The sequence below is a fragment of the Bacteroides hominis genome, from assembly GCF_033042785.2.
Lineage (GTDB): Bacteria > Bacteroidota > Bacteroidia > Bacteroidales > Bacteroidaceae > Bacteroides > Bacteroides hominis.
The window spans coordinates 1,630,549-1,655,026 of sequence record NZ_CP178829.1 but is presented as its reverse complement, the minus strand read 5'-3'; the positions used below and the strand labels follow the sequence as shown (position 1 = coordinate 1,655,026).

Genomic DNA, 24,478 nt, shown 5'->3' with positions numbered 1-24,478 from the left:
TCCAATTAAAACTTCTCAGGCCGAATGAGCACATACGCCAAATAGCCGAAAAGTGTAATACTTATTACAAATAGTGTTGTGTACATAAACTTAATTCTCCTCTCTCTTTAAATTGTTTCAAACCAATCGACACATTTCCAAAACAGCCAGAAGCAGACGATGCCGCTCAACAGGCAGAAAATAAATGAAACTGTTATTCCCATGTTCTTTACCTTTTAATTAGAATGTTTATATTTCTGTTTTACCTGAAACAATTAATGCCAAATGTGTGCCAAAAATGAAGAGAGTTAGCATAATCAACTAACATACAGACAGATAAAACAAATAGGGTATCCTCGTCAGTGCAAGGATACCCTATCATTTTGAAAAGGTATGTTTTATTTTGAAAGGGAGAAAAGCATAAACCCGGGCAAGCAAGTATATTCCTGTCCGCTCAACTGCCAAGTTTATATTCTTCTATTTTCCGATATAAGGTAGTTAATCCGATTTTCAGCAAACGTGCCGCTTCAGTCTTATTCCCTTTGGTATGCTCCAATACCCTGGCAATATGCCTGCGTTCCATGGCTGAAAGTTCAAAGCTGCCCGGCATTCCTTCATCAGACTTTTCATAATGGCTGTTCTGTATTTCAAGCGGAAGGTCGTCTACATCCAGACAATCACCCTCACAGACAATCAGACTTCGTTCGATGGCATTACGCAATTCGCGGATATTGCCTTTCCACGGTTGTTGACATAAAGCCTCAAGATAAGCAGGCGTAATAGTACCCACCGGATGTGAAAGCTTCTCCGAGAAAGAACGGACAAACGATTCAGCCAGAATCTTAATATCCCCCGTACGTTCACGCAAAGGCGGAAGATGTACCTGAAATACAGAAAGGCGATAGAACAAGTCCTCACGGAAGCGTCCGGCTGCTATCTCAGCAGGTAAATCCCGATTCGTAGCAGCAATGATGCGTACATTGATGCGGGTAGGCTTCGTATCTCCTATCTTGATATATTCACCGGTTTCGAGGATGCGCAATAGTTTGGCCTGCAATTCAAAAGCCATCTCACCAATCTCATCCAAAAAGATTGTTCCATTGTTGGCTTCCTCAAAAAGCCCCTTCTTATCTTTCAACGCACCGGTAAACGAACCCGCCTTATGCCCAAACATTTCACTCTCCAGCAACTCTTTACTGAATGAAGAGCAATTGACCGCTACAAAATTCTGCTGCGACCGCTTGCTGTTATAATGTATCGACTGGGCAAAGACCTCCTTTCCGGTCCCTGTTTCACCTGTCAGCAACACAGGGACATCAGTCACTGATACTTTACGTGCCAGTGACACCGCTTCTTTCAGTGCCTTCGATTCGCCAAGTATAGTGTCAAACGAATACATCAGTCCGACTTTTTTCTCAAGCTTATCCAAACGGATATTCATTCGCACTTTCTCTACAGCACGACTAATGAGAGGAATGATCTTATTATTATCATCTCCTTTTGTAATGTAATCGAAAGCTCCGTTCTTAATGGCCTGCACACCGTCGGGTATGTTACCATGAGCCGTCAGCAGGATGATTTCTACTCCGGGTGCTTTTTTCTTTATTTCCGTCACCAGGTCTACCCCGTTTCCATCCGGAAGAAATACGTCACACAAAGCCACGTCGGGCATTTGAAGTTCCAATTGTCTGAGCGCTGCCTTGCAATCGCCGGCCTGGCACACTTCATAACCTTCAAGTTCCATCATACGGGCCAGCAGACCACGAATCTGAACTTCGTCATCTATAATCAGAATTTTACTCATGTCTGATAAGTTAAAATGTGAACGGTAAAAAACAGGGTGTGCAAATATAATGGTTTTCTACTACAATGCAAATGATCGGACTGTGGAAAAAAACAACCTTCAATGCACGGCTCTTTCATTTAACAACCGTCTTCCTCTCATACAAAAAACGCGTTTCGATCTTCCATCTTCCACCTTTTAGAGTGCATATAGTTGATTGTGAGATGTATAGATTGGTGGAAGATGCGGTTTTTATGCCATTTATCTTCCACCCCTATCTTCCATCTTCCACCCGCTGTTTTAGGGGATATTTCAGCAGTAAAGGTTTGGAAAACAAATGGATATATCCAATTTCTTATCCGTTAATCTCTCTAAAAGCATTTCATTTCACTTACTCTCTTTAGTGCAAATGGTCGGATCTTTATCTCAGCCCGGGCATGCGGGCTCATCGGCCCGGGCATGCGGGCTCACCGGCCCAGGTATGCGGGCTCATCAGCCCGGGTATGCGGGCCGGGATAAAGAGTTGTATGACAATGGTTAATCTACTACACTTCTCCGGTAATAGCCGGCCGGATTCTTTCTTAAAAAAGAAACAACGAAGCGCTGCTTCCGCATCGCTGTGTGCGAATGGAAGGTTTTGTGGGGGGGGGACAAGGGAGGAAGGCGGTTATTAAATGAAAGAGCCGTGCCTTCAATGGCATATACTTTGATCTTTCATTCATGACATAGTCCCTGAAAATTCGTCTAATCTGCCTTACAAATAGTACAGCAGCGCTTTCAATGGGCAAGATACAGCCGGAACAGGTACTTATATTCCCTCCCATTTTGATAAAAACAACCTAAAATGGAAAGGGGTAACGAACAAAGAAAATATATCGTATAACTCAAAAACAAAAAAATGAAGATCTACAAATTCGGTAATATTCCCACTGGTTCAATCCGGGGAATGCAGGAAATGCTCCAACTGGTCAACGACAGTACACCCAAAATAATCGTTCTATCTGCCCCTACAGAAACTACGGAGCATCTAACGAAAATAGCAGCACATCTTTTCAGCAGAGATACAGAACGGGCGCATGACGAAATAAGCAAACTGGAATTCAGATTCATTGATTTCGCTAACGAACTATTCAACGACGAGTCGATCAAACAACAAGCTGTTGACTCCATCATCGACCGCTTCCGTACCTTATGGAACTTTACCCGGCAACGTTTTACATCGGTCGATGAAAAAGACATATTGTCGCAAGGAGAATTCATAAGCAGCATGCTGTCAAGCCTTTATTTGAAAGAACGGGGAATCAATAATCTATTGCTTAACAGTCTTGACTTTATGCGATTGACTCCGGAAGGAGAACCTGACTTGGAATACATCAATAAAAAACTGCACACATCCATGGAAGACAACAAACACATCAACGTGTTTCTTACCCAAGGACACCTCTGCCGGAATGCTTATGGCGAAACCTGTTTTCTCAAGCCGGGTGGAGACGATGCTTCTGCCACATTAATCGGAGCTGCCCTACGGGCCGAAGAAATACGGCTATGGATAGGTGGTAATGGCATACACAGTTGTGATCCGCATTTCGTGAAACATCCGGCTATGGTTACACAACTCAGTTTCGACGAAGCCGAACGATTCGCCCATTGCGGAGGAACGGGATTCGATCCCTGCTGCATTTTCCCGGCAAGAGAAAACAATATACCGATACGCCTGTTCTGTTCAATGGATCCCACGGAAAAGGGTACTCTGATTTCACACATACAGAGCGGAGAAAGTATAAAAACCATTACTGCCAGAGACGGTATTTGTTACATCAGATTCCAGTCGAACCGGACATTGCGTCCCTACTTGTTCATCAGCAAGATATTCGATGTTTTTGCAAAATACCACACTCCCCTGTGCCTTTTTACTTCGTCCGGCTCGGATGTATCCGTCGCCATCAACGATAAAGAACATCTACCAAATATCCTGCATGAGCTTTCGCGATACGCAACTACGGTAGTAAAGGACCGTATGTGCATCCTGTCGGTCATTGGAAACATACAATGGCAATATACCGGATTGGAGACCCGAATCCTAAACGCTCTGACAGCCATCCCGATTCGGATGATTTCTTATGGTAGTAATAATAACGACGTTTCTCTTGTTATCAAAGCAGAAGATAAGAAAGAGGCATTGCAACTACTGAACGATACCTTGTTTAAGCCTTCAGCTACAATGGTCTCTCATACATGTGCCCCGACATTAAACCGCAGTAAGTGGAACAACACGGACAAACCATCTTTTCTTCTAAAGAAAAGTTGACTAATATAGGGATATTGAGAATACGAATATCCTCATGTCTGTCCACAGATAATAACGGGATAAAAGAGCCGTCTTTCAAATCAACCATATCTCAGTAAGATAAGAGAGCGGATGCCGGATAATTTCCTGTACATCCCATGAACCTTTTGAAGCCTATAAACGTTTATTTCCAAAGGAAACTATTTTAAAACGAAAACATATTCAAATGAAGATCATTATTATTGGAGGCGTAGCGGGAGGAGCTACTACTGCGGCTCGCATCAGACGTTCGGATGAAACAGCAGAAATCATCTTACTGGAAAAAGGAAAATATATATCTTATGCCAACTGCGGACTACCCTATTATATAGGTGACGTTATTGAAGACCGCGAGAAGTTATTCGTGCAGACTCCTGAGGCTTTCGGAGTACGTTTCAGAGTGGATGTACGTACCGAAAATGAAGTTATTTTTATAGATCGGAAAAAAAAGACAGTGACCGTCCGCCTTAAGAGTGAAGACACTTACGAGGAGAGTTATGACAAACTGTTAATATCCACCGGTGCATCTCCTGTACGCCCACCATTACCGGGCATTGACTCAAGCGGTATCTTTACTTTGCGGAATGTAGCAGACACCGACCGCATTAAAGCATACGTCAACAGTCGGCCTCCCCGCCGGGCTGTCGTGATCGGAGCCGGATTCATCGGACTGGAAATGGCAGAAAACCTGCATGCATTAGGAGCACAAGTATCTATTGTCGAGATGGGCAACCAGGTGATGGCACCTATTGACTTTTCAATGGCGGCACTGGTTCATCAACATTTGATGGAGAAAGGTGTAAACTTATATCTGGAACAGGCTGTGGCTTCGTTCGAACAAGCAGGCAAAGAGGTGAAAGTGATCTTCAAAAACGGACAGTCTATTCCGGCGGATATTGTGATCCTCTCCATCGGTGTACGTCCGGAAACTACACTGGCACGGGCTGCCGGGCTTACAATCGGCGAAGCGGGTGGCATCGCAGTGAACGACAATTTGCAGACTTCCGATGAATCAATTTATGCCATCGGTGATGCCATTGAATTCCGCCATCCCATTACGGGCAAACCCTGGCTGAACTATCTTGCCGGACCAGCTAATCGTCAGGGACGTATCGTTGCCGACAATCTGCTGGGAGCGAAAATCTCTTATGAAGGAGCCATCGGTACATCCATCGCAAAAGTATTTGACATGACGGTAGCCTCTACCGGCCTTCCCGGCAAGCGGCTGAGACAAGCGGGCATCTCATACGCTTCTTCAACAACACATCCGGCTTCACATGCAGGATACTATCCGAACGCTATGCCGATGAGTATCAAGATAACTTTCGATCCTCAAACAGGCAAGTTGTATGGCGGGCAAATTGTGGGATACGATGGTGTGGACAAGCGAATCGACGAACTCTCACTCGTCATCAAGCACGGGGGAACGATCTATGACCTGATGAAAGTGGAACAGGCATATGCCCCTCCTTTCTCTTCGGCAAAAGATCCTGTGGCTATTGCCGGTTATGTAGCCGAAAACATCATCCTTGGCAAAGTGAAACCCATATACTGGCGTGACCTGAGAGACATCGAACTGAAAAACGTATTCTTGCTGGACGTGCGTACACCGGATGAATTCGCACTGGGTTCGCTGCCGGGAGCGGTCAATATCCCGTTGGATGAAATACGCGACCGTATGGACGAAATACCTTCTGAGAAACCCGTTTATACTTTCTGTGCCGTAGGGTTGAGAGGGTATCTCGCTTACCGTATCCTGATTCAGCATGGTTTCAAAGATGTATATAATCTTTGCGGCGGACTGAAAACATACCGTGCAGCTACTGCTCCTATCATCCTGCACGAAGATGAAGCAACGGAAAACATGTCTATTACTCAAGAAAGTCAGGTAAAGCAGCCTGCCTCTGCTGAAAAGATGCAGGCTGCACCCGTTGCAATGTCTAAAATCATCCGAGTGGATGCCTGCGGATTACAATGTCCGGGCCCAATCTTGAAAATGAAGAAAACAATGGATACACTCGCCCCGGGAGAACGAGTGGAAATTGTAGCTACAGACCCGGGATTCTCACGAGATGCCGCAGCATGGTGCAACTCGACCGGAAATAATTTCATCTCAAAAGAGAGTGCAGACGGGAAGTCGGTAGTAATTATTGAAAAAGGAGAGCCCAAAGCCTGTAGTCTCACTACAACGTGTGACAGCAAAGGAAAAACGTTGATTATGTTCAGCGACGATCTGGATAAGGCGCTTGCTACTTTCATCCTGGCCAACGGTGCGGCTGCGACCGGACAGAAAGTGACTATCTTCTTTACCTTCTGGGGACTGAATGTGATTAAGAAACTTCATAAACACAAGGTAGAGAAAGACGCTTTCGGCAAGATGTTCGGAATGATGTTACCATCGAGTTCACTGAAACTGAAGCTGTCGAAAATGAATATGGGAGGCATGGGCGGAAAGATGATGCGATACATCATGCACCGCAAGGGCATCGACTCACTGGAATCCCTGCGGCAACAGGCATTGGAAAACGGTGTGGAATTCATAGCCTGCCAGATGTCGATGGATGTCATGGGAGTGAAACGTGAAGAACTGCTCGACGAAGTTACGGTAGGTGGAGTAGCCACTTACATGGAGCGTGCCGATAATGCTAACATCAATTTGTTTATTTAATAAAGAAGTATGAATACAATATGTAAAATGCGCGATATCTACAAAGCTCTCTCTGTATTCGAAACAGCATTTGAGGAGATGTATGCAATATCGCTTAACGAAGCAATGGTGCTATGTGCGTTGCGCGAAGCCGGAAAAGAGATTACATCGACCGCCATATCCGAACGAACGGAAATGGCTCCGTCGCATACCTCGAAAGTCATCCGTGCGGTAGAAGATAAAGGACTCATCCGACGTGCATTGGGTGAGGTAGACAAACGTCAAATGTATTTCAGCCTGACAGAAGCGGGAAAGAAGCGTTTAGACGAGCTGGACCTGGACAAAGTAGAGGTGCCGGAGATATTGAAACCGTTGATGTAAGTTTGTAACATCAGAGATCACCACAGATTACACTGATTATCTGTATGGGCAATAATCCAGTTGTTTTTCATCTGTATAAACTTGTGTAATCTGTGGTGAAAACGCCCCTGTAACTTTTCTATTCATTTACAGAAGGGTAAGAATGGAATCACTCTTCCAACCATTCTTTTATCAACTCGATAGCCTCCTCTTTCTCTTTTTGAGGTAAAGTGCCGATACGGGCCAAATGGCTTCCGTCTGGTTGCACAAAGACATGAATATTCTTTTTTCCTTTCAGCCAAGTGACACCTGCTGCCGTCCATGGATCATTCTGCCCATAGATAAAGATCATCCTCGGATCATTTTTCTTTAGGAAATGAATTATTTTCCGGCTCAGAGTCTTATCAAACTTCATATTGCCGAGTTCTTCAGGAAGCATCAAACGCTTCAAGTAATCTTTACTGGTTTTAATGGTAAGATATTTTTTGAATGGACGGATATCATACCCATAATACCCCAACTCGCGGGCAGCTTGGACAAAGAAGGAAGTATTGGCACCCTCTTCCTCAAAATAAGACGGTTCGCTAATTGCAAGCAAATGTTTAAAGAGTTCGTCATCCGAGGCCGTAATTGCAGGAATCTGATCGACCGGGGTCCCCCATTGCCAGATAGAAAACGAATATTCGAGTACTGAATAATCATAAATCTCTTCTACAGGAACGCGGAATTTATATTTCTTTCCGGCACAATACTTCTCAAAACGAGGTAGCAAAGTAGGTTTACGCTTCAACACTTCCAACTGAAAATTTTCAATTTTCTCACGAGCCTCAGGAGTAGATACCATCTTTAAAAATGGTTCGTGACGCCCGTCTTCGACTCCATAGCAGAGTGGAGCCACATACGGAACAGAGATATCCACATCTTCGGGAAAGAAAGTCCGATAAAGCATCGCTGTCTGTCCTCCCTTACTGATGCCGGTAGCAATCCACTTACCGGGATAGATGGAGCGGAAAGCCTCGCGCACGGCATGTAAATCTTCAGCAGAGTTCTCGGCTGTCAGATATTGCCAATCTTTAGGAGTAGGAGTCGATTCGAGGAAATAGCGATACTCCACAAATATCATATTGGTATTAAATAGTTTTGATAGCTCTTCCCGGTAATTGATTCCCAAAGCATAAGAAGCGCCATAACCTTCGGTAACCATCACAGTAGGACGATCGAATCCGACATGGGAAACAATAACACGCTGACTGAAAGAGCCCTTCTCTGGATGATGATGATCTAACGGCTGGGTGAAATAAGCCACATATTTCTCAACAAACTCTGTAGATTCCAAGGGTTGGGTCTTGGTGATTTCGGTAATCTTACCCAACTTATCCAATAAAGTTGTTTGGGCGGATAGAGACAAAGATGTAGCAAGCAAAACGAGCCAAAGAGAAAATGTCTGGCAGATGCGTAGGTTCTTCATATTTATTTCGGTTTTAATTTTGTACAAAGATAGATCTTTCACCAAAGGCTCCAAGTAATCATACTGCATTTTAACATTATTCTTTGCGAACCTTTTAACAAGAGTCTTGTTATTTTCTGCAAACGCCTTAAGGTACCAGGGCAAGATTTTTTTTAATAACCTAAACATTATAAAGATATGAAGAGATTAATTCCCATCTTATTGGCGGTCTTTGCATTCGCAGCTTGCGAAAAAGACCCTGACATGGACAAATTGGACAATGACTATTTGGTTTATACCAACTACGACAAGAAAGCTGACTTTAAACAGTTCAGCACGTACTACATCCCTGACAGCGTTCTCGTAATAGGAGATAAAAAAGATCCGGAATACTGGAAAGGTGAAGCAGCAGCAGCCATTATCAATGCATACAAAGATAACCTGAACAGCAAAGGTTTTGCTTATACTGACAATAAAGATGCTGCCGATCTGGGCGTGCAGATTAGTTACGTTCAGAGTACTTATTACTTTACCGACTACGGACAACCCGAATGGTGGTGGAACTATCCCGGCTATTGGGATGCACCTTACTGGGGTAACTGGGGCGGTTGGTACTATCCGTATGTTGTGAACTATAGCATTACAACCAACTCATTCCTGACTGAAATCATGAACCTGAAGGCCCCCGAAGGTGATAATCAGAAACTTCCGGTTCTGTGGAGCAGCTTCCTGAGCGGTCCTGCAAGCTATTCCGGCAAAGTGAACCAGACTCTGGTTGTTCGCGCAATCAATCAGTCGTTTGCACAGTCACCTTATCTCACTAACAAATAATTTAATTAAGAACCGTTATGAAAACAATGAAATATATTTCTCTTAGAGTACTGGCCATAGCGGCCCTTGCTCTGGCCTTTGCCATGCCGGCCAAGGCACAGTTATCAGATAATGGATACGCTAACGTGGACTGGCAGTTCAACGTGCCATTGAAAAATCACTTTGCCGATAAAGCCAGTGGATGGGGTATGAACTTCGAAGGCGGTTATTTTGTAACCCCTAACCTCGGACTGGGTCTCTTTATGAACTATAGCAGCAATCACGAATACTTCCCACGCGCAACTTTCCCTGTGGGCGAAGGAACCGTGAATACTGACCAGCAGCATACCATCTTCCAGTTACCTTTTGGTGCCGCCGCACGCTATCAGTTGAATCGTGGGGGAGCATGGCAGCCTTACTTTGGTGTCAAACTGGGTGCCAACTATGCGAAAGTACGTTCTAACTACAATATGTTCGAAACCCGCGACAATACTTGGGGATTTTACGTATCACCGGAACTCGGTCTGAACGTTTACCCTTGGGCATATGGCCCGGGCCTGCACATCGCTGTTTATTACAGCTATGCTACCAACAAAGCCAACGTGTTGACTTACAATGTAGACAAACTGAACAACTTCGGATTCAGGGTAGGTCTTGCTTTCTAAAAAGAGCAGAGGTACCTGACTATATATACATAAAGGGGCTGTTATATCACATAACAGCCCCTTCCTTTTAAAGCAATACATGCTTGCCTTTCATTTTGACAACTTTATCAATCACTATTTATCGAAATAAAGGCCAATTAGGATCTTCTGTATGAGCTTCTTTCATAATTGTCTTCAGCTCATCCGCTTTCTTGGGGAACAGGTTCAGCACGTTGTGTTTCTCTGACGGATCCGAAGCTAAATTATACAATTCGTAGTAGGGTTTGTTTCCACGTATATTCATATGAACGAGTTTCCAATCGCCTTTGCGGACAGCCTGGCGTCCGTTCATCTCAAGAAATTCAAAATAAAGATATTCGTGCTCTTTCTGCCCTTTGCTGTTTTGCAACAAAGGAAGTATGCTGACACCATCCATATTCCGAGTATCCACTTTCGGATCCAATACTTCCCTGAAAGTAGGCATCAAATCCCAGAATGAACACATGAAATCGGTTTCCGTATTTGGCTGTACACGTCCAGGCCACGATATAATCATAGGTACACGAATACCACCTTCATATACATCACGTTTGTATCCGCGCCAGATACCATTACTGTTAAAGAAATCCGGATCGGCACCGCCCTCCATGTGAGGACCATTATCACTTGAGAAAATAATAATGGTATTATCGTATACTCCCATATCTTTAAGTTTCTGTACAATCTGCCCTACGTATACATCCAACCGGTAAACCATTGCAGCAAAAGTAGCATGCGGATAGAACTGGGTACAATATCCCCCTTTACGAAAACCGGGACTGCCGGGCTCTGCTCCACGATAGGGTTTTTCCGGGTATTTCCCCCTGAACTTCTTGATAATACTATCTTCCGGTACTATCAGTTCGGCATGCGGGATAATAGTAGGATACCACATAAAGAACGGTTTATCTTTATCCTTAGCTGCTTCATCCAGGAAAGCCAATGCTTTAGAATGAATCAGATCCTGCGAATAAGTTCCCTTTCCGTATTGCACGTTTAAATTGTTATCCGGCAAATCGACACGTTTATCATTATCCCACAAATGGTCGGGATAATAACTATGGGCGAGCAACTGGCAGTTATATCCGTAAAATTGATCGATTCCCTGTTTGTTAGGATCACCCGCCGAACCGATGTAGCCAAGCCCCCATTTGCCAAAGGCACCTGTACGATAACCTGCATTACGAAAATCATTAAAGATGGTCTGTGAGTTTTCCGGTAATGGGAATTGTCCTTCCGGAGCAAGCTCTTTGTTCCCGCGAATAGCTGTGTGCCCGCTATGGGTTCCGGTTATCAGGCACGAACGCGAGGGAGCACTAACCGTTGTTCCCGAGTAACATTGGGTGAAACGCATGCCATTCTGTGCCAATCGGTCGATATTAGGGGTTTCGAACTTCTCTTGCCCATAGCAACCCAAATCTCCGTACCCCAGGTCATCAGCCAGTATAAAAACAACGTTAGGGCGGGTTTGCCCCTGTGCTTTCTTTTTCTGTGCCAACGTTTGTTGTGTAGAAACCATCCCTACGAGCAATGCACTTCCGAGTAATAATTTCTGATTCATGATATGTATTTAAAGTTTTCAAAACAGAAGGAAGAGGGCGCTACTAAAGCCAGTTTCGCCACTCTTCTTCTCTCATTGTTTAATTTAAAAGAACGGATAAAGATCTTTCTATTCCCAGCCCGGGTTTTGAGTCAGATTAGGATTAAGCGCTATTTCTTCCAACGGGACTTGATAGAGATAATATTTTTCAAGCCAGCCTTTTCCTTCTTTCAACGGATCGTTGAACAAATAGATATAACCTTCGGTCATAGATCCATTTGCCCCATCCGATGTTCCGGTCATTTCGTTAAGCAGTGTCAGTGAGCTGAGTTCGCTCTTCGAAATCCACATACCTTTCTGCTGCATATTCACAAACCAAGGAGCCATTCTCCAACGACGTACATCGTAGAAACCGAATCCTTCTCCCATCAGTTCAATAATACGTTCACGACGGATCTCCCACAATACCGGATCAACGAGAATTCCATTATCATTTCCCTTCGGATAATATTTTCCACGATTCGGATCAAAATTAGCATCAATCTGCGCCACTACCATATCGGCCACACCGGCACGTTTACGCAATTTATTGATTGTCTCGTCAGCAATTGTCTGTGTGAACTGGTTGGTCTCAAACATAGCCTCGGCATAGTTCAGCAAAACCTCTTCAATTTTAAAGACAGGTTTATCGGCAGTGTTCACTTGGGCATTGTTATAATTTTCTTCCCAGTTATCCCAGTTTTTCCATACATAATATCCCGAACGGCAAGCAACATAAGCATGTGGTCCATATTTCTTTCCTTCAATCGTATATTGTGCGCCTCCCTGCAAATTCGGAACGCGGCGTACCAATGAAGCACTCCAGTTCTGTCCCGGTAAACGTTTCATACCGATACCCGGATTGCTACACGACTCATTCGCTCCCATGATGTCGATATATTCACGGTCGGCGGGATCACTGGTATAAGACCATGTAGCATAATCTCCCTTACCGTCTTTCACTTTATAAGGAGGCATGATGGTATGATACATACGCGGGTCACGGTTGCGGAAAGTAGAATAAATATCTTTGTCTCCCTTATACAAATCTGAGTGAGAAATAGTTTTTCCATCTTTACACAAATACAGGTCCACTGTTCCCTGATGCATTTCTATGTCGTGCGAAGAAGTATGTTCATAATAGCACGAGTGTCCCGGTTTTATTGTTTCCAGCCACTGCTGATACAGAATAACGCCTTGTACCTTACTCAGATCCTCTGTGGTCCACATCTCACCATATCCGGCTGCCGGTTGTCCGTCAGTTCCATAATATAATGTCGGATAGTCTGCCATCAACAGTTTGGATACACGGATACACTCAGTGAAATACTTATCATAACTTCCCAGTTCATGATATTTACGCCAGGTAGCTTCACGCAGCGTGAAACGTGAAAGAGCTGCACGCACACAGTCGCGATTGATGGTATTCGAACCGTCTTTTTTCTCGTAAACCGATGCATCACCGATATTCTCTTCAGCCCATTGTAAACGCTCCAGCACTTTATCGGCTACTTCAAAGCGTGGCATACGGGTACCATAAGCCTCTTCTGAGGTTTCATCCAGTGGTTTATCAATCCAAGGCACATCACCGAAACGATCGATAAGCTCCATATACCAGAATGAATGAAAGAAATATCCGACGGCTTTCCAGTGATTCTTTTCAGCTTCCGTCATATCAGAAGCATCCACATGTGAAAGCATCAGGTTAATACGGCGGATAAAGGTGGAAAAATTCCATCCATTACCTGATGTAGCATTAGTCACCGTTTGGAACGCATATTTATTCTGGCTGCTGGCTCCGCGCTGATTCAGATATCCGGCATACACATCACCCAAGTAATGAGAATTACGCCCGATTGCAGTGGTAGAAGTAGCAATGTTCGTATTAGAAAACATTTCATAACATGGCCACATAAAGGCCTTAAAATTGTCATAAGATTTGAAGGCATTTTCTTCCGTCAGGCTGGTTACAGGATATTTCTCCAGGAAACTATCGTTGCATCCCGACAGCATCATCCCCGCGAAAAGGGTTAAAAACAATAATATCTTTTTCATATTCGTGTATCAGATTAGAGTTTATAATGTGACATTTATACCGAATGAAACCGTGCGGAATGCCGGATAGTTCCATTCTATTCTTTCCGGGTCGATACCCGAAGGCAGAGAGGTGAAAGTAGCTACGTTTTCAACACTGACAAACGCTTTCATTTGTGACAGGAAGATCTGAGACAGCCACTTTTTGGGCAGGTTATAGGACAGAGTAATGTTCTTGATACGGAGGTAAGAAGCATCGGACAAATATTTGTCGCTTTGACGAAGATTTGATCCTGAATTACCACGGTTACCATACAGACGGGGATACTTAGCATTCGGATTAACTGCTGTCCAGTCACCGTTATCCGGGTCTTTCGGCTTCCAATAGTCATCCAGCCCATCGAATAGAGGAATAAAGTTATCACCGTTCATCGGGAAAGTCAGAACATTCGAGATCCAGTAATCACGTTTTCCGGTTCCCTGCAAAATAACATTCAGGTCGAAACCGGCATAGTTGGCTCCCAGATTAATACCATACTGATAACGCGGAGTCGTATTACCAATCACTTTGCGGTCACCCGGATTATCGAATGTGTTGTCACCGCTTGTAATAACATTAGTAGAACTTTCATCATCACGAAGATTTTTGAATTTCACATCACCCGGGCGGACGTTATAACCATTAATCGAAGTTATGCCTTCCTTCAGTTTCCAGGACGAAGTATCTTCAAAATCATCTACTGTATAATAGCCGTCTGCTACATAACCCCATATTTCACCCATCACCTGTCCGGGATAGAAACTGCTTAACAGTTTAGTGGCCGCATTGTCATCGTATTTGGTAATTTTCGACTTATAATCAGAGAGGTTAAAACCAAGACGATATCCTACTTTACCGATCTGGTCGCGCCAGTTCAGGCTCAGTTCCCAACCTCGGGTACGCATATCGGCCGTATTTTGGTAAGGAGCACTGGCACCTACAACAGCAGGCAACTGTACGCCCGGAGCAAGCATACCGTTAGTATTACGCTGATACCATTCAAATACACCATTCAGGCGATTATTGAATAGATTCACGTCCAGTCCGACATTGACCGTACCTACTTTTTCCCAGGTAAAATTCTGGCTTACCAATGCAGGCAACGAGCTGATAGAGGTAACATACGTATTATCGATAATCCAGGAGGTAGACTTATTGCTGACACTCATGGTCGGAGTGAATGTATATGGATTCACATTCTGGTTACCAATAACACCATATGATGCACGGACTTTCAACCCATCCAACCAGTTACGTGTAGACTCCATAAACTTCTCCTGTGCTATCTGCCAGCCGGCTGACACTGAAGGGAAGAAGCCAAAACGGGAACTCTTCGGGAATTTGGAAGAACCGTCATAGCGCCCGTTTACTTCCAGCAAATATTTGTCCTGATAGTTATAGTTAACCCTGAAAAAGCCACCACGTACAGCATACTCACTATATGAGTCAGTAGTCTTGATGGTTCCGGTTCCGGAGCCCATTGCCGGCACATCAATCACAGCTTGATTGTATGAGTAGGCATCCAAAGTCTCTTGATAGCTCGATTCCTGATTGAATCCGGCCATTACTTTAAAATTATGACTGCCAAAGTTCTTACTATACGTAGCATACACGTTGATAGCATTATAATTCGTATGCTGTTTGTATTTTCTCAGATAATCGTCTACAAAAGATTTAGAGCTTCCTCCCTGGATAGTGGTATAATCATACTGCCCTGTATACCAATGATAATCATAAATGTTTTTATCGAACGTATACTCAAATACTGCTTCCAGCCCTTTAAGCGGTTTCAGAATGGATTTCAAGAAGATACGTGGATTATCATTATTGTTGTTTACCGGGTTCGACAGTAAAATCTGATTCCGCGGGGTAAACAAAGGAAGGTCTTCGTTTGCCAAAGTATTAACCGATGCTGGCAAATCTCCTTCGGGATAGTATGAAATCAAACGGGTGTTATACACACCACCCATTCCACCAGGTGAAGTTTGCAAACTGTGAGCATAGCTCATTGTCACTTCCTGAGTAAACCAATTAGTCACATCGGCCGAAATAAAGGTGTTGATGTTCATACGCTCAAACTTATCACGATCGGATATCAACACACCATCGTTTGAAGTATATCCTCCCGAAATACGATAACGGAGCTTGTCCGTACCTCCGGAGGCCGAAATATTATGGGTCATCTGGAAGCTGGTCTCCATAAAGTTTTTATAGAGGTCTTTCTCATTCAGATAATAAGGTACACCGGATTCATCCATATAGATACCATCACCTACCGTATTGAAAGCAGACGGATTTTTCTGGTATTCACTGAGATACTCCATCCATTTACTGACACTTGGCGAACCGAGCGACCAATAAGCATCCGAATATCCGCAATCCAGATAAGCTTGCAGATAATCCATCAACGGAGCTTGCTTAGGCAGGTTGACAGCTGTTCCGAAAGCAAAGTTATTATTGTAATTCAATGAGAATTTAGCGGCACCTTTGGGACGTTTGGTTGTGACAACAATTACACCACCGGCAGCACGTGCACCATAGATTGCCGCAGAAGCAGCATCTTTCAATACACTGATTGACTCGATATCTTCCGGATTGACCATGTCAAGATCACCTTCCACATTATCGATCAGTACCAGTGGCTTAATGGTATTACCATATGAACCGTCCGAGTTCTTGACGCCGACAGAATAGGCACCACGAATCTGGAAAGATTTACTTGTTCCGGGAGCATTACCTCCGTTAGAAACAAACAATCCCGGGACAGCTCCCTGAAGAGCATCGGATGCATTCAAGATAGGACGGTCACCTAATACCTCATCCATTTTGACTGAAGATACGGCACCGGTCAGATTCGCTTTCTTCTGAGAGCCATAGCCTACCACTACCACTTCTTCCAGTGCTTGGGTATCATCCATCAATATTACTTTGAGTGAGCTCTGATTGGTTATCTTAATATTTTGCGTTATGTATCCTATATACGAAATACTGATTACGGCATTGCCCGAAACAGAAAGAGAGAATTTACCATTAATATCGGTAATTGTACCATTGGAAGCATTACCCTTTTCCAAGACAGTAGCACCAATGACCGGTTCACCGGCAGCATCGGTTACAGTACCGGTAATCTTCCTTGCTTGCTGAATGGCAGCAACAGACTGGTTCTCATAAGTCTCTAAAGACGTAGCGAACACATGGTTCGGAGAGAGTAGGCCGGCAGAAATGCCAAGTCCTATCAGAACTTAAAACAATATGTAATCATCCATTTTCATTTTATATTACTTTTTGATTCATATTGGGGAAACATTCACTCCAACAGGGGACTTCTTTTATATTATTTTTTAGTATTGTTTATTGTATTTATAAAAAATAGAGTTAACTTTGTCTGCGAAAGTTAAATCTAATACAGGTAGAAAAATAGGATTAGGATAGTAAACAAACATATATTTAACCGATTCCAAACAGATCCTATATTGCTATCTCAAAACCAATTAAATATTAATACTTATGAGAAAATGTTCCCCAATTTCCCCTAACTCCTTTCGGAAAGTTCTGATAGAACTTAGAAGAGAATGCTCTTTTTACTATTGATTTTAATACTTTTCTCTATCCCACACCCATCTCAGGCTAAATTATTTACATTAAAAGAATGCCATTCACATTTGTCAGAAGCTATCACGGTGGAGTTATAGTACTAAATAAAAATATCAAAGCACAAAACATCATGAATCATAAAGCATTATAAATCAAATCTCAGCGAGGTACATCCTCACCAAGAGTTGACTTATAACACGCTGGCATATGTAATGATTAATTCTACTTCATCGCCTCATAAATGGTTTCCTGAATTTTTTCCCGTATTGCCATTTTAGATAATTTGTTAACCCAAGCATCGGGATAGGTACGATTGCTCAGAAACACATAAACCAAACCATTATCCGGATCTACCCAAGCACAGGTTCCTGTAAATCCGGTATGCCCATATACAGAAGCAGGAGCAGAAACAGCACACGGACTTTTACTTTCATTCACCACATCCGGCTTATCAAAGCCCAGACCACGGCGGCTGATTTTAGATTTATCGGTAGTGAACAAAGCACAAGTCTCTTTACTTAAATAACGTCGTCCATCCAGCTCACCACCATTAAGTAACATCTGATAGACCTTGCCAACCTCACGAGCTGTAGAAAAAAGTCCGGCGTTTCCTGAAATACCTCCCTGAAATGCGGCCGACTCATCGTGTACAAAACCTTGCAAAGTGGTCTTACGGAGGAAACGGTCTACAGCAGAAGGTACAATCTCTTTCTTTTCGAAGTAGCGCAATGGCAAATATGCAGTACGCTCCAGCCCCATCGGTTTGTAGAATTCCTGCCACAGATATTCATCCAATGGTTTACCACTTAACTCTTCTGCAAGCATCTGCAACAAGATAAATCCGATATCACTGTAACGGTAGTTCTTATCCTTTAACGGTACTTCTGCAATTTTTCTCTGCATCTCTTCCCTGAACGACTGATTCAACCATAGACTATCGCAAACCTGAAGGATACAGTCTCCGCTTTTCGTCTCGGCTGCCATCCCTTTATTGAACCGGAACCTCGGATTTCCCCAAGTACGAGCACCTAACCGTACCGTATGCAACGCATCCTTTGACTGCTTGAACAACGAACCTTTATAACTTTTCTTATCAATAGCTTCCTGATAGAAGACTAATCCGGAAGGTAACCCCGATTGGTGCAAGAGTAGTTCACGAATGGTCAGATTCTCCTTATTCGTCTTACGCAAGAAAGGCAGATAATCAGACACTTTATCAGTCAGATTAAAGCACCCTTTATCATAGAGCTTCATTACAGCCAACAATGTACCTGTTGTTTTTGACAGTGAAGCCAGATCATAAAGATCGGTCGGTTTCACTTTTTCACTATGCTTATCTGTATGGTGCCCGAAACATCGGTCATATAAAGCCTTACCATCCTTCATTACCAGTATCTGGCAACCGGGATAAGCTCCTTCTTTAATACCTTCCAAAGCAATTGAATCGATGCGACTTAGCACTTCCGATTTCAGACCATATTCTTCGGGTACAAAATGGAAAGGCGTATGCGGCGTGATCGTCACTCCCGAACCGGCAGAAAACAATCCACCCACACTGGCAGACAGCCTTCCGTCTGCTGTCGCTTTGCCAAAAAGTATATCAGCCACACGTTCCTGAACATCATCATGAGGAGCATGAGCCAGTACCACAGCCTCAGCCGCCGATACAGCCCGCTGGATCTGCAACATGGATTTAGCCGGAGTATAGAACACATAAATTGCAGGAGCTTCCGGAGCAAACCGGGCAAAAAATGATTGGTAAGGAGCAAGGCGTTGCTCGGTAACAGTAACAATAACGCGGCGATAAGCAGCAAGAGAATCACGCAGTTTCTGCTGTTCGACCTCCGGCAAATCTTTACGCAATTGAAAACGCGTAAATGGAATATACTTCTTTATTTCGCGGTCAAAAGGTTCTGTTTTCCCGCCATCACCGACATTCAATATAGCTACCTCTTTCAGGTCGGGATGCAGAGGCAATACGCCTCCTTTATTATTCAACACTGTAATTGCAGCCAGATTTAGCCTGCGAATCAAATCACGTGTTTGAGGCGTATTAATACGAGACCCCAACCCCGATAGTCTCACAAAAGGTTTATCCTTTAGACCTAAAATGTATTTATAAGTGAGTATTTTCCGACATTTTGCATCAATTTCCTCTTCCGGAAGTTCTCCTTTTTCCACCGCTGCCAATACAGCATCTATCTCTTCCTTTAGCCTGCGGGGAGCCAATACCATATCATTTCCGGCTTTCAAGGCTTGCAGACAGACACTCTGATTACCGGAAACCCCTTTCATAGCAAGCGCATCCGTAAAAATAAGTCCCTTAAAAGCCAATTCCTCGGTCAGCAAACCATAAACCACATTGCGCGATAAAGATGAGGGCAATCCACCGATTGGTTCGATTACAGGAACCTGTAAGTGCCCCACCATCATACCACTGACTCCGGCACGGATAGCCTCTTTAAACGGATATAGTTCTACACTGTCCAGACGTTCACGTGTAAAAGGCAATACGGGCAATGCTTTGTGTGAATCCACGTCCGTATCACCATGTCCCGGGAAATGCTTGCAAACCGAAAGGACTTTTCCACTCTCCAGCCCCGAAGCATAAGCAATTACCTTGTCGGCTACCTGCATCGGATCTTCACCGAACGAACGGGTGTTGATAACCGGATTATCCGGATTGATATTTACGTCAGCCACCGGAGCAAAATTCACCTGTACTCCCAGTTCACGACACTGGCGAGCCATTTCCCGTCCATACTCATAGATCAGCCGATTATCCTGAATACATCCTAATACCATATTTCTCGGAAAAACAGGAGTACCGCGTAAACGCATGGAAAGTCCCCACTCACCATCGAAGGTTATCAGCAACGGACAGCGTGCCATCCGTTGCGCTTCGTTGGTCAGTGTAGCTTGATTCTGTATCTTTCCACCGGAAAAGAGTAATCCACCGACTTTATAGGTATGAACGGCATCACGCAACAACTGCATATTCCGTTTGGTCTGCACAGGTGCAATGGTATAAATGAACAATTGGCCAACCTTTTCTTTCAAACTCATCCGCTTGTAAACAGAATCGACCCAGTGACGGCATTTTTCGTCCTGAGAGGCCTGATAAAGCAATAAAGGTTCTATAGGAGCAGATACACCGGGAGGAGCATGAAAGTTCTCACCAATAGGAGTATCTTTTAAAGTAGGAGTTTTCGCCCCTACCACAAAAAACGCTGATACGACTAAACCAGCAAATAAATATCTTCTTTTCATTCTATATTGTAAAAAGCCATTAGCTATTCTGTTGTATATAATGACTGATAAATCACTTCCTGTATCCCTTGCCTAATCTTCATGCTATTCAACTTTCCATTCCAGGAATCGGGACAGAGACGGTTACTCAGAAAGATATAAACCAAGTCATTTTCCGGATCCACCCAAGCACAAGTACCGGTAAATCCAGTATGTCCGTAAACAGAGGCCGGTGCCGAAGGTGCACAGGCATTTGCTTTCGGATCATTCAAGTTAGGCTTGTCATATCCTAATCCACGATGGCTGACAGCAGATTTTCCCATAGTAAATGCACGGCAGGTTTCCGATCTGAGATAACGCTTCCCGTCCAGTTCGCCTTCATTGAGAATCATCTGATAGATCTTTCCAAGTTCGCAGGCTGTCGAAAATAATCCGGCATTGCCACTCACGCCTCCCATAAAGGCAGCCGCTTCATCATGCACATATCCGCAAAGGTTCTGCCGACGCAAATAATCATTGGTAGCAGTCGGCATTACTTCTGTTTTCTTATAACAGTTTAACGGTTGGAACAACGTACGTTCTAACCCCATAGGTCGATAAAACTCAGCAGCCAAATAAGCATCGAGCGTTTGACCGGTTATGGATTCTACCACCTGCTGTAACAGAATAAAGCCGATATCACTATACACAAAACGTTTACGATCCAGTTCCGACTGAACAATACTCTTCATCATTGCGGCTTTAAACTTTCTGTGCAGCCACATTCCATCGGCTATTTTCAACGTATGTTCCGGCGTTTTTGTTGCAGAGACGAGCCCTCTCCTGAACTTGAAATCCGAACAGGCATAAGTATATTCCCCCATACGGGTATGATGCCATTCATCCACAAACCCTTGTGTAAAAGGACCGGTTACTGAATATTCATCGATTGCGTTGCGATAAAAACGGATATAGGGAACCAAGCCGGATTCATGCAACAATAACTCCCGAATGGTAATATTCTTTTTGTTCGTATTCCGTAAAGCAGGCAAATATTTAGAAGCAGGATCAGTCAATTTCAACTGTCCCTGATCATAAAGTTTCATCACAGCCAATAGTGTAGCGCTTGTCTTGGTCAAAGAGGCAAGGTCAAAAAGATCGGTCGGACGTACCGGGGTACTATCCGTATCGGAATGAATGCCGAAGCATTTATCATAAACAGGCTGTCCATGTCGCAATACCAGTACCAGACACCCGGGAAATGCTTTGGCAGCCAATCCGGCAGATACTACAGAGTCTATACGATGAAGCCGGTACGATTTCAATCCATAATCTTCAGGAGCCGTACCGGCAGTCATGCCGGGCACTATATCTACACCTGAACCGGCAGCAAACGTCTCTCCGATACGCATAGACAAACGCCCTGTCGCCGAAGCTTTACCCAATACCACATCCGCTACATAACGTTGCAAATCCGCTTCATCGGAATGTGCCAGTACAACAGCAGCCGAACGGGCAACAGCCTCTTCAAGTGTCACCAGGGTCCGGTACGAAGTAAAGAAAGCATAAACCACAGGAGCCTGGAGATTGAGGTCTGTAAAGAACGGACGATATTCTTCCGCTTCTTTATCTTTTATCGTCATACTCACAATGACCCTCCGATGTTTTCCAAGTTCTTTTGCTATCCGTTTGCGTTCTTCCTCTCCCGTATCTTTATCCATTCGGAATGTTTTCAATGACAGTCTGGTGCGTAACTCTTCAATGAACAAAGCATCACTACCTTCACCACCTACCGTCAATACAGCTATTTCATCTTTAGTAACAAGAGGTAGAATCCGGAAATAGTTCCCCAGTACGGTCACTGCTGACGTGCGGAGTTTTGTCAGTAAAGCCCGTGCCTCAGGAGTGTTGATACGATCACTCAACCCATCTACTGAAATCACAGGACGCTTATTTAATCCCAAACGGTACTTATAAGTTAAGATCCTGCGGCATTTTGCATTTACTTCTTCCATACTGAGCCGTCCTTCCTTAATGGCTTGCAGAACATCCTGCTGTGCTTTCTCTATATTTTGTTGCACCAATACCATATCATTGCCCGCCTTCAGAGCCTTCACCGTCACATCCGGTTCGCTTGCTACTCCTTTCATGGCAAGCGCATCAGTAAAGACCAAGCCATTGAATCCCAGCTCTCCTCGCAGCACATCTGTCACAATGCTACGCGACAATGAAGAAGGAGTTATACGATCAGGTTCCAGAGCCGGAACCTGCAAATGCCCTACCATAATACCACCTAAACCAGCCCGAATGGCCTCTTTAAAAGGATATAGTTCCACACTGTCCAGACGTGCCCGATTGTAATAGACCGCAGGCAGCGCCTTGTGAGAATCTACGTCCGTATCACCATGTCCGGGAAAATGTTTGGAAACAGACAAGATACCACCACTCTCCAATCCACGCCCATAAGCTATCACTTTCTCAGCCACCGCTTCCGGGTTTTCACCAAACGAACGCACATGGATCACCGGATTATCAGGATTGGTATTGACATCCGCATCCGGAGCAAAATTAACATGTACACCCATCTCCCGGAATTCACGTGCCACTTCCTGACCGTAGGCCTCAATCAGTGCATTATCACTGATGCAACCCAATGCCGCATTACGCGGAAACACAGGCGTATTCTCCAATCGCATAGATAGTCCCCACTCACCATCAAAAGTGATCATTAACGGAATTTTCGACCGGCTTTGTGCCCGGTTGGTCAATTTCGCCTGACCTTCTACCGTTCCTTCGGAATACAGGAAAGCACCCACTTTCAACTTACGGGTCAGTTTATCCACTAATTTTTCAGTATCTTTATCTGTCCGTGGAGCCAGGGTATAAACAAATAATTGCCCGACCTTATCCTTCAGTTTCATGCGGGAGAGCGTTTGCTCTACCCATTCATTGCAATGTACATCTTCCTGTACAGGTAAGAGTCCTGCTGTTTGCTGAGCCCAAAGAGCACCCGCACCCAGCAGCAACGCAGCGGTTAGCAGTTGTTTTAGCATAGTTTGTTTGGGGGTATTTCAAAAGGGAAAATCCCTCTTATTTCTTATTTTCAAGTGTCAAGTCCATCTGTCCTACATAGATCCCGCTCTTACCGGTATGCATCAATGATACATTTTTGCCATCCATATTAAGAAGAGTCTTCGGTCCTTTCATAAAGGTATGCGAGTGCCCTCCGAGAACAACATCTATATTACGGGTTTTAGGAATCAACCGGTTTTCATCATATTGCACACCCAAGTGAGAAAGACAAACAACCACATCACAACCCTCTTTTTCTTTCAAGACAGCAGCCACTTCATTTGCCGTAGCTACAGGATCATTATAAACGACTCCCACACATTTATTGGCCTGAACCATGCCTTCAAGTTGGCAGCCCAATCCCAAAACACCAATCTTAACTCCGTCTCTCTCGATGATTACATATGGTTTCACCAAGTCTTTAAGCACTGTGGCACTCACATCGTAGTTGGCACATACCACCGGAAAGTCGGCCATCCGGAACAAACGTGCCATATTATCCAGATCGAAATCAAATTCATGGTTGCCAATAGTCATGGCATCATATTTCATTTCGTTCATCATCTTCACTTCTACCTCACCCTGAAACATATTATAATAAGGGGTCCCCTGTGATATGTCTCCGCAGTCGAACAATAACATATCAGGATGTTCCTTACGGAACTCTTTCACAAATGTAGCGCGACGTACAAATCCTCCCTTATCATAATTCCGGTCACCTTCCTGATTGATAGGTTCCAAACGGCTATGCACATCACTGGTCTGCAACAGGATCAGTTTTTTATCCTGTTGGGCAAATGCTGAAAAAGAAAAAAAGAAAATGAAAAAGAAAGCCAGAAAATTCTTTTCCATAAAACTAAGAATATATTTATTATTGGTTGGGGATATCATAATTC

At 44.0% G+C, this 24,478-nt stretch carries 13 protein-coding genes and 2 pseudogenes; 6 read left to right on the top strand and 9 right to left on the bottom strand.

The annotated features are described in order from the left end of the window. Nucleotides 1–5: 5 nt before the first annotated feature. A complete protein-coding gene (gene kdpF, locus R3O62_RS07030; protein ID WP_080546244.1) occupies nt 6–86 on the bottom strand; it encodes a K(+)-transporting ATPase subunit F in 81 nt (26 codons plus the stop codon). Nucleotides 87–433: 347 nt separating this feature from the next. Next, the gene (locus R3O62_RS07025; RefSeq protein WP_005810686.1) at nt 434–1,783 is read right to left on the bottom strand and encodes a sigma-54-dependent transcriptional regulator; all 1,350 of its coding nucleotides are present in this window, start codon (nt 1,781–1,783) and stop codon (nt 434–436) included. 877 nt (nt 1,784–2,660) lie between these two features. On the opposite strand from R3O62_RS07025, the gene R3O62_RS07020 reads away from it, so the two are divergent. The 4 genes and pseudogenes from R3O62_RS07020 (at nt 2,661) to R3O62_RS07005 (ending at nt 7,116) form a co-directional block, all read left to right on the top strand. Beyond that, a complete protein-coding gene (locus R3O62_RS07020; protein WP_032531739.1) occupies nt 2,661–4,070 on the top strand; it encodes an ACT domain-containing protein in 1,410 nt (469 codons plus the stop codon). A 205-nt stretch (nt 4,071–4,275) separates the two neighbouring features. Then, nucleotides 4,276–5,947: pseudogene (locus tag R3O62_RS07015) on the top strand (FAD-dependent oxidoreductase); the annotation flags it as partial. An 80-nt stretch (nt 5,948–6,027) separates the two neighbouring features. Next, nucleotides 6,028–6,756: pseudogene (locus R3O62_RS07010) on the top strand (DsrE/DsrF/DrsH-like family protein); the annotation flags it as partial. Nucleotides 6,757–6,765: 9 nt separating this feature from the next. Continuing rightward, nucleotides 6,766–7,116 carry a MarR family winged helix-turn-helix transcriptional regulator gene (locus R3O62_RS07005; RefSeq protein ID WP_005778808.1) on the top strand — a complete coding sequence of 117 codons (351 nt, stop codon included), beginning with the start codon at nt 6,766–6,768 and terminating at the stop codon, nt 7,114–7,116. Nucleotides 7,117–7,264: 148 nt separating this feature from the next. Here the strand turns inward: R3O62_RS07005 and R3O62_RS07000 are convergent, their stop codons facing one another. Further along, nucleotides 7,265–8,563, bottom strand: a complete 1,299-nt coding sequence (locus tag R3O62_RS07000; RefSeq protein WP_269095665.1) for a S28 family serine protease — start codon at nt 8,561–8,563, stop codon at nt 7,265–7,267. Nucleotides 8,564–8,740: 177 nt separating this feature from the next. Between R3O62_RS07000 and R3O62_RS06995 the strand changes: the two genes are divergently transcribed. Together R3O62_RS06995 and R3O62_RS06990 are read left to right on the top strand one after the other, a co-directional pair. Further along, nucleotides 8,741–9,373 carry a DUF4136 domain-containing protein gene (locus tag R3O62_RS06995; protein ID WP_005778812.1) on the top strand — a complete coding sequence of 211 codons (633 nt, stop codon included), beginning with the start codon at nt 8,741–8,743 and terminating at the stop codon, nt 9,371–9,373. A gap of 17 nt (nt 9,374–9,390) precedes the next feature. Continuing rightward, nucleotides 9,391–10,017 (top strand): porin family protein, encoded by a 627-nt coding sequence (locus R3O62_RS06990; protein ID WP_005778814.1) that lies wholly within the window; start codon nt 9,391–9,393, stop codon nt 10,015–10,017. Nucleotides 10,018–10,135: 118 nt separating this feature from the next. On the opposite strand, the gene R3O62_RS06985 is transcribed toward R3O62_RS06990, so the two are convergent. From R3O62_RS06985 to R3O62_RS06960, 6 genes are all read right to left on the bottom strand, one after another. After that, nucleotides 10,136–11,596, bottom strand: coding sequence for an arylsulfatase (locus R3O62_RS06985; RefSeq protein WP_220575744.1), 1,461 nt, complete (start codon nt 11,594–11,596; stop codon nt 10,136–10,138). A 108-nt stretch (nt 11,597–11,704) separates the two neighbouring features. Then, nucleotides 11,705–13,669, bottom strand: coding sequence for a RagB/SusD family nutrient uptake outer membrane protein (locus tag R3O62_RS06980; RefSeq protein WP_005810692.1), 1,965 nt, complete (start codon nt 13,667–13,669; stop codon nt 11,705–11,707). 21 nt (nt 13,670–13,690) lie between these two features. Further along, on the bottom strand, nt 13,691–16,882 hold the full coding sequence (locus R3O62_RS06975; RefSeq protein ID WP_044302200.1) for a SusC/RagA family TonB-linked outer membrane protein: 3,192 nt from the start codon (nt 16,880–16,882) through the stop codon (nt 13,691–13,693). 622 nt (nt 16,883–17,504) lie between these two features. Then, the gene (locus tag R3O62_RS06970) at nt 17,505–20,552 is read right to left on the bottom strand and encodes a glycoside hydrolase family 3 N-terminal domain-containing protein (RefSeq protein ID WP_032531742.1); all 3,048 of its coding nucleotides are present in this window, start codon (nt 20,550–20,552) and stop codon (nt 17,505–17,507) included. Between the two features lie 23 nt (nt 20,553–20,575). Then, on the bottom strand, nt 20,576–23,563 hold the full coding sequence (locus R3O62_RS06965) for a glycoside hydrolase family 3 N-terminal domain-containing protein (RefSeq protein ID WP_317472420.1): 2,988 nt from the start codon (nt 23,561–23,563) through the stop codon (nt 20,576–20,578). A 37-nt stretch (nt 23,564–23,600) separates the two neighbouring features. Beyond that, the gene (locus tag R3O62_RS06960; protein ID WP_032541599.1) at nt 23,601–24,473 is read right to left on the bottom strand and encodes a bifunctional metallophosphatase/5'-nucleotidase; all 873 of its coding nucleotides are present in this window, start codon (nt 24,471–24,473) and stop codon (nt 23,601–23,603) included. Between the last annotated feature and the right edge of the window lie 5 nt (nt 24,474–24,478).

What these genes read in the sequence shown, in the direction of transcription:
- R3O62_RS07020 (WP_032531739.1), top strand. Translation starts at nt 2,661, where the DNA reads ATGAAGATCTACAAATTCGGTAATATTCCCACTGGTTCAATCCGGGGA.
- kdpF (WP_080546244.1), bottom strand. Translation starts at nt 86, where the DNA reads ATGTACACAACACTATTTGTAATAAGTATTACACTTTTCGGCTATTTG.
- R3O62_RS07005 (WP_005778808.1), top strand. Translation starts at nt 6,766, where the DNA reads ATGAATACAATATGTAAAATGCGCGATATCTACAAAGCTCTCTCTGTA.
- R3O62_RS06970 (WP_032531742.1), bottom strand. Translation starts at nt 20,552, where the DNA reads ATGAAAAGAAGATATTTATTTGCTGGTTTAGTCGTATCAGCGTTTTTT.
- R3O62_RS06990 (WP_005778814.1), top strand. Translation starts at nt 9,391, where the DNA reads ATGAAAACAATGAAATATATTTCTCTTAGAGTACTGGCCATAGCGGCC.
- R3O62_RS06960 (WP_032541599.1), bottom strand. Translation starts at nt 24,473, where the DNA reads ATGATATCCCCAACCAATAATAAATATATTCTTAGTTTTATGGAAAAG.
- R3O62_RS06995 (WP_005778812.1), top strand. Translation starts at nt 8,741, where the DNA reads ATGAAGAGATTAATTCCCATCTTATTGGCGGTCTTTGCATTCGCAGCT.
- R3O62_RS06985 (WP_220575744.1), bottom strand. Translation starts at nt 11,596, where the DNA reads ATGAATCAGAAATTATTACTCGGAAGTGCATTGCTCGTAGGGATGGTT.
- R3O62_RS07025 (WP_005810686.1), bottom strand. Translation starts at nt 1,783, where the DNA reads ATGAGTAAAATTCTGATTATAGATGACGAAGTTCAGATTCGTGGTCTG.
- R3O62_RS07000 (WP_269095665.1), bottom strand. Translation starts at nt 8,563, where the DNA reads ATGAAGAACCTACGCATCTGCCAGACATTTTCTCTTTGGCTCGTTTTG.
- R3O62_RS06965 (WP_317472420.1), bottom strand. Translation starts at nt 23,563, where the DNA reads ATGCTAAAACAACTGCTAACCGCTGCGTTGCTGCTGGGTGCGGGTGCT.
- R3O62_RS06980 (WP_005810692.1), bottom strand. Translation starts at nt 13,669, where the DNA reads ATGAAAAAGATATTATTGTTTTTAACCCTTTTCGCGGGGATGATGCTG.